Annotated in this window: 5 protein-coding genes and 4 tRNA genes; all 9 read right to left on the bottom strand. The window is 33.1% G+C overall.

Features of this window, described 5'->3' with window-relative positions; translation table 11 throughout:
* Nucleotides 1-72 precede the first annotated feature (72 nt).
* The 9 genes from QHG34_RS06385 to QHG34_RS06345 all read right to left on the bottom strand — a co-directional run bounded on the left by QHG34_RS06385 (nucleotide 73) and on the right by QHG34_RS06345 (nucleotide 5,959).
* Entirely contained in the window at nucleotides 73-822 is a 750-nt protein-coding gene (locus tag QHG34_RS06385; protein ID WP_282629366.1) for a hypothetical protein, read from the bottom strand.
* A 10-nt stretch (nucleotides 823-832) separates the two neighbouring features.
* Nucleotides 833-1,465, bottom strand: coding sequence for a hypothetical protein (locus QHG34_RS06380; RefSeq protein ID WP_282629365.1), 633 nt, complete (start codon nucleotides 1,463-1,465; stop codon nucleotides 833-835).
* 154 nt (nucleotides 1,466-1,619) lie between these two features.
* Nucleotides 1,620-3,422 (bottom strand): translational GTPase TypA, encoded by a 1,803-nt coding sequence (gene typA / locus QHG34_RS06375; RefSeq protein WP_282629364.1) that lies wholly within the window; start codon nucleotides 3,420-3,422, stop codon nucleotides 1,620-1,622.
* A gap of 355 nt (nucleotides 3,423-3,777) precedes the next feature.
* Entirely contained in the window at nucleotides 3,778-4,707 is a 930-nt protein-coding gene (locus QHG34_RS06370) for a YARHG domain-containing protein (RefSeq protein WP_282629363.1), read from the bottom strand.
* Nucleotides 4,704-5,276, bottom strand: coding sequence for a DUF2306 domain-containing protein (locus tag QHG34_RS06365; protein WP_282629362.1), 573 nt, complete (start codon nucleotides 5,274-5,276; stop codon nucleotides 4,704-4,706). The genes QHG34_RS06370 and QHG34_RS06365 overlap by 4 nt, the downstream gene beginning before the upstream one ends.
* A 190-nt stretch (nucleotides 5,277-5,466) precedes the next feature.
* Nucleotides 5,467-5,539 (bottom strand) — tRNA-Lys (locus tag QHG34_RS06360).
* A gap of 50 nt (nucleotides 5,540-5,589) precedes the next feature.
* Nucleotides 5,590-5,662 (bottom strand) — tRNA-Lys (locus tag QHG34_RS06355).
* A 51-nt stretch (nucleotides 5,663-5,713) separates the two neighbouring features.
* Nucleotides 5,714-5,786 (bottom strand) — tRNA-Lys (locus QHG34_RS06350).
* Nucleotides 5,787-5,886: 100 nt separating this feature from the next.
* Nucleotides 5,887-5,959, bottom strand: a tRNA-Lys gene (locus QHG34_RS06345).
* Nucleotides 5,960-6,000: the final 41 nt, after the last annotated feature.

Raw genomic sequence — 6,000 nt, 5'->3', positions numbered from 1 at the left:
AAATATGGTAAGGTCAAAAATCCTAATGATTTTCCTACATTTCAAATTAATCAAAATAATAATACAATAATATTAAATAAAAACTATACTTTTAAATGTTCCTAACAAGGGGAAGATTACAAAATCAGATTTTGATAAATTTAAATCCAAAAACCATATTGTCTCTGTATGTATTGTTGTTGAGTTTAACTTAATTCCACTAGCACTATTCATTAGTTTCAACATTCCAGCTTCACTATCAAGATTCGTGTATTTCTTTAAATAAACTGTTCTATTAGACAAGTCTAACGTTGTCCCATTATCTACAACAATAGACATTGCATTAAAATTATTTGCGATAGCAATATTAGTCCCTGAATTAAATACCAAATAAACAGCAAGTTCATTATTATTTAAAATAGGACTATTCTTAAGAATTAAAGATCCAACATAATTAATATCACCTGAAGAACTACTATAAAAACTAGCGCGAGATGACAAATTCATTACTCCATTAATGGTTAACGTTTTTGCAGATCCGCTAGGAGCCGTTAATCTAAATACAAAATCATTAGTAGTAGAATTAGATGTAAAGTTATTAAATACAATATTTGATTGACTAAAATCAACATTATACTTTGTTGCTCCATCTGTAAAAAAGACATTATCACTAGCTCCAGGAACTACAGTGGGCATTCCTCCACTTACACTACCTAAAGCCCAGTTTTGCAATGAATTGTAATTACTATTTGGTCCTTTTCCTGTCCAATAAAAATCTGCAGCAAATGCCTTCGTACCGAAAATACTTAGTACGAAAACAAAAAATAAATAGATTTTTTTCATATCCTATTTATTAATTTCTAACCTTGAAAACTACATTAATAAACGTCTTCTCTGTAATAGTAGGTGTTGCAGGAACAGTGTACGTTAATTTACCATCAATAGACAAACTTGGAGAAGTAAATACTGTTTCATCTATATAAGTAATAAAATAAGCTAATTGACCAACCGTATAGGTAGTTAAAGGCGTATCAACATTTGATGAATATTTTGGTGCTCCAAATTGGTTCTTATATTCCAAATACAAATCTACAGTATGTGTACCAGTAGTTGTATCTAAAGCTATACTAGGTGCATAAAAAACCATTGGTTTAGCCTCATTATCAGTATTTAATACTCTTTTCCAAAGTGAACCTGTCCAAAAATAGAAACCTGGCGTTACATTATTTGGAGAAGTTCCAGCTGTTGATGTATTATAAACAAACAATGATTCGGGAGCTGTTGATGTCCCAGTAATTGGAGCCAGTGTAGTTGTTGATGTTAAAGCTACTCTTGGTAATAAAACTCCTTTTGTAGTTGAACTTGCGTCTAAGATAGAATTTGTATCTGGTGTAAATGAAGTTGCAGAACTTATTCCAACCTGAGCAAATGAATTTGTAGATAGTAGCAATGTAATCATACTTGCTAAAAGATAAACTTTTTTCATAGGTAAATAATTAAAGAGTGATTAATAAGCAAATGTAATTCAGCACATTAAATTAAAACATCACTATTTCTAGTGATATTTTACTATTCAAAATATTACCCATAAAAAAACCAGAAGTTAAACTTCTGGTTTTTTCTATAATTTCAATAAATGATTAGCTCATTGATTTTTCAAAACGCTTACGATCATTCTCTTTTAAGTGAATTTTACGTAAACGAATAAAGTTTGGTGTAACTTCGATACACTCATCACCTTGGATATACTCCATACATTCTTCTAAAGTCATTTCGATTTTAGGAGCGATAGAAGATGAATCATCTTTACCAGCTGCACGAATGTTATTTAATTTCTTAGCCTCAACAACATTTACAACTAAATCATTGTTACGAGAGTGCTCTCCTACAATCATACCTTCGTAAACCTCTTCACCTGGAGCGATAAAGAATTTACCACGATCTTGTAATTTATCAATAGAATATGGTGTCGAAGTTCCTTGATCTTTAGAGATAATAACTCCTGCAGAACGCCCAGCAATAGCACCTTTGAAAGGTTTGTATGCTAAGAAATTGTGCGCCATTACAGCCTCACCAGCAGTATTAGTTAACATTAACGAACGTAAACCAATTAAACCACGAGAAGGAATTTCGAATTCTAAGTGTTGCATACCTTCTTTCGCTTCCATCACTAATAAATCTCCTTTACGTTGAGTTACTAAATCAATTGCTTTAGAAGAATAATCATCTGGAACATCAATTACTAATGTTTCGTATGGTTCACATTTAACACCATCAATTTCTTTGAAGATAACTTGTGGTTGTCCAACTGTTAACTCATAACCTTCGCGACGCATTGTCTCAATTAATACAGATAAGTGCATAATACCACGTCCGTAAACTAATTGTGTATTAGAATCTTCTGTAGGCTCTACACGTAACGCTAAGTTACGCTCTAACTCATCTGTTAAACGATCTACTAAGTGACGAGATGTTACAAATTTACCATCTTTACCAAAGAATGGTGAGTTGTTAATTCCGAAAGACATGTTCATCGTAGGCTCATCAATGTGCATAACTGGTAATGCCTCTGGATTTTCTGGATCAGCAATTGTATCACCAATCTGGAAACCATCAATACCAACAACAGCACAAATATCTCCTGCTTTTACTTCAGTCGCTTTTACTTTTCCTAAACCTGTAAAAGTATATAATTCTTTGATTTTATTCTTTTTGAAAGATCCATCAGGTTTTGCTAACGCAACCCAATCACCTTCTTTTAAAACTCCACGAGTTACTTTACCTACAGCAATACGTCCTAAGAATTTAGAGTAATCTAAAGATGTAATTTGCATTTGTAAATCTCCTTCGTGAGCTTCTGGAGCTGGAACGTGCTCTAAAATACCATCCATTAATGGTAAAATATTTTCTGTACGTACATTCTCTGTATTAAACCATCCTTGTTTAGAAGAACCGTAGAATGCAGGGAAATCTAATTGATCTTCTGTAGCATCTAAGTTGAAGAATAATTCGAAAACTTTGTCATAAACCTCATCAGGACGACAGTTTTCTTTATCAACTTTATTAATTACTACTAATGGTTTTAAACCTAACTCTAATGCTTTTCCTAAAACGAAACGTGTTTGAGGCATTGGTCCCTCAAAAGCATCAACTAATAAGATTACACCATCAGCCATTTTCAATACGCGCTCAACCTCTCCACCGAAATCCGCGTGGCCAGGAGTATCGATCACATTGATTTTTACACCTTTGTACTCTACCGAAGCATTTTTAGAGAAGATCGTAATCCCTCTTTCACGCTCGATATCATTGTTATCCATGATTAATTCACCAGAATCTTGGTTTTCTCTGAAAACGTTTCCACTGTGAAGAATTTTGTCAACCAATGTTGTTTTACCGTGGTCAACGTGTGCGATAATCGCAATATTTCTAATGTTTTGCATCCTTGAAAATTATGGGTGCAAATTTACGACAAATTTATTTTTTATTACTATACTTTTGATTTAATTTAATTTAGCAAACAATTAGTTTAGATAAATTTAATTTTAATGAAGATTATTTACTAAAAACACTATTTATTTACAGATTGATTAATGAAAAAGGATTTCTTTAAAAAGTGTTTTCTTCTCATTTTAAGTTTTGAAGCTATACTTTTATTGTTTTAACTGATTTATTTTCAGCTTAAAATAATCCCAAAAATAAGCTTTGACAAATTAATTTGTTTCTTCCTATATTATTGATATAAAAAAATCTGCTACACTAAAGTATAGCAGATTCCCTGATATAATAATTCAATGATTATCGTCCGTATTGTTGGTAATTATCGGTTGCATATTTCTCAAAACGCTTCAACAATGCAATATTTTCTTTCTCCGTTGGCGATAATTTATCTTCAACATTTGTGTACAAAGGCACATACCAATCTACGTAATCAAAAAACTGACGAGCACCACGATTCGCAAACGAATACCCATGACGCGCATAAATTGTATTGCGAATAATCTCTAAATCTAATTTATGAAGATTTTTCAATTGTTTCTCCGTCAACTTTTGCGTTGATCCATTTATCTTATAAATTTCATCTGATGCCGAACGCTGTACATCATAAAAATACTCTTCACCATCCTCTCCAACATCATACTTTTCCTTTTTAGAATTCACCCAATCTACATTATCATATTCATCCGCATATTCTTCACCTACGCCGTATTTTGGTTGAATTAAAATATTTTTAGGATTATAGTTAAACGCTGTTTTTTTCAAACTAAATTTTCGAGAAAGTACAGGTAAATCTTTTCGCTTCGAAATCCAAGTTCCATAGATAGAATCATCTTTTTCAGAAATATTAAACTTAAACGTTCCATCATATTTTTGATCTCCAGGCTCATTCGCCATCACATAACGCGAATTACCTTCCTTCACCAAATCGCCTTTAAATGGTCTTATATTTCCGGCCGAAACACTGTATCCCTCGACAGTATTATCGCTATTTATTTTCTGAATAACGATACTTATTCGGTTTCGAAGCGACCAATTATCTCCTTTATCATAATCAACTGAATCTGCCTCAAAAATTCCAGACCAAAGCCCAACATCTTCTTGTGTTGGCTCGATATGAATAGATGAAACAGTATCATTAGATGAATCATTTTTCACAGCATCTTTTTTGTCATCTTTACAGCTAAAAACAACAAATGTTGTACAAATAAGTAGTACTAATTTTTTCATATTTTAGATTGTTTAGTTTTATAAATATAATATTCTACGAGTAATAAATTAGGAACAAATCCCAACCAAGCTATAATTTGATAAACATCCATTGGTGCTGGATGAAAAAGATAAACCAAAATCACTTTCCAAGCGCGTAACGTAAGCGCAGAAATAGCCAATGCATAACTACGAAGCATAAAATTTCGGTGCGATTGAATATTTCCTTGCTTAATTTTAACAACTGCAATTACTGTAAAAATCCACCAAAGAACACCTAAAATCACAAAAGCTGATTGCGCTATTAATTCTCCGTTTGCATAAAAACCAATGTAAATTCCACTCGGAGCAGCTAATAAAACAGTGATATAAAAATAGAATTTACCGAAAAGTCGATGTATTTTTCTGATTTGTGGATTGGTAATTTTAATGAATTGAACAATACCAAAAAACAATGTAAATATTGCCGAATAAACGTGAATGTAAAAGATGGTTAAATAACTTGGAATCGTTGTCACCTCATCTTGTTTGATGGCTAAAAATGAAACATCCGACGAAATCGGAATATAACGCAACGTGATTTGTAGCATTAATCCGAAGAAATAAAGCCAAACAAGGAAAAGTAGTATTTTCCACCACGAGGTATTTTTTATAGAAGTTGTAAGTTTCAGATTTGGTTGATTTTGAATCTAAAAATACATTTTTATTACGAAATAAAATCAATAAAATACCATCATTTTTTTCCATAAAAAAAGCCAAGCATTACTGCTTGGCTTCTTGTGACCGGGCTGGGGCTCGAACCCAGGACCCCAACATTAAAAGTGTTGTGCTCTACCAACTGAGCTACCAGGTCTCCGTTTTGGAGTGTTATTGTTTTTAGACTTCTCAATAACATGAAGTTTGTGACCGGGCTGGGGCTCGAACCCAGGACCCCAACATTAAAAGTGTTGTGCTCTACCAACTGAGCTACCAGGTCTCCGTTTTTGGAGTGTTATTGTTTTTAGACTTCTCAATAACATGAAGTTTGTGACCGGGCTGGGGCTCGAACCCAGGACCCCAACATTAAAAGTGTTGTGCTCTACCAACTGAGCTACCAGGTCTCCGTTTTTTTGGACTGCAAATATACGACTATATCTGAATTTTCAAAACGAATAATGTTTTTTATTTATTTCGGTAAAATAAAAGAACGTTTTGACTAAGTGACCGGGCTGGGGCTCGAACCCAGGACCCCAACATTAAAAGTGTTGTGCTCTACCAACTGAGCTACCAGGTCGGTTCCTTAAATCGACTGCAAATATAGAACGTTTAATACTA

The organism is Empedobacter sedimenti (assembly GCF_030005555.1).
Lineage (GTDB): Bacteria > Bacteroidota > Bacteroidia > Flavobacteriales > Weeksellaceae > Empedobacter > Empedobacter sedimenti.
This window is presented reverse-complemented; position numbering and strand designations above follow the sequence as displayed.